Genomic DNA, 224 nt, shown 5'->3' with positions numbered 1-224 from the left:
GCCGCTGCTGGTGGGCGGCGAAGGGCCACGGCGCCTACAGCGGCCGCAGCCTGTCCTCGGCCTCCCGGCTCCAGGTCTCCCGGGTCTCCAAGCTCGCCGACGCCTCGTTCGCGTACTCCTCGCTCAGCGGCTGGGAGGAGCAGGGGCGTCTGGACGGCTTCCTGGATCTCACCCGCGAGGTGTGGCGTACGCGCGCGTACGGCGACTTCTGGCCGTACATGATG

The 224-nt window shown here is 71.4% G+C and carries 1 pseudogene; it reads left to right on the top strand.

Annotated features, from left to right (window positions below):
• Positions 1 to 224, top strand: a pseudogene (locus J0695_RS43040) (histidinol phosphatase); the annotation flags it as partial.

Origin of the sequence: Streptomyces beijiangensis, assembly GCF_017315755.1 — a bacterium.
Lineage (GTDB): Bacteria > Actinomycetota > Actinomycetes > Streptomycetales > Streptomycetaceae > Streptomyces > Streptomyces beijiangensis.
Note: the sequence above shows the minus strand (reverse complement) of the source record. Positions and strands in the feature narration are given on the sequence as shown.